The sequence below is a fragment of the Streptococcus pseudopneumoniae genome (genome assembly GCF_001072925.1).
In the GTDB taxonomy this organism is placed as follows: Bacteria; Bacillota; Bacilli; order Lactobacillales; family Streptococcaceae; genus Streptococcus; species Streptococcus pseudopneumoniae_Q.
The window spans coordinates 1-386 of record NZ_JVHE01000060.1; the positions used below are offsets into that span (position 1 = coordinate 1).

Genomic DNA, 386 nt, shown 5'->3' on the forward strand with positions numbered 1-386 from the left:
TTCTGAGCAAATCATTCTAATATTTGAAAGAAAAACAAAAGAAATAAAATCCTATTTCACTTGATCTTCGAGATTATTTTTCAATATTCTGCTAATATACTGACCATCTTTTCTACTAATACAAGCCGTTGCAAAAGTCATAGGTGCTATATAAACTTCTCCTCTATAAGATGGGTCGGTCAATACAGGCATAGAATAATAGGCATTCTTTTTATTTTTAAGGTCAATAAACCATTTACCTCCTAGGTGCTTACGGAAGGTTTCACCGATATAAACGGTCAAATAATCCAACATCTTGCGGTCTGCTATCAAAACATGGTGGTCTTCGTAGTGAGCCAAGATCCAAGCCTCCAAATCATCCAAAGACTGCATGCTATAGTCTAAAT

At 35.0% G+C, this 386-nt stretch carries 1 protein-coding gene; it reads right to left on the bottom strand.

What is annotated here, in order from left to right:
- Positions 1-51 precede the first annotated feature (51 nt).
- On the bottom strand, positions 52-386 hold a 335-nt coding region (locus tag ADH81_RS03690; RefSeq protein WP_049526554.1), incomplete at its 5' end, for a hypothetical protein.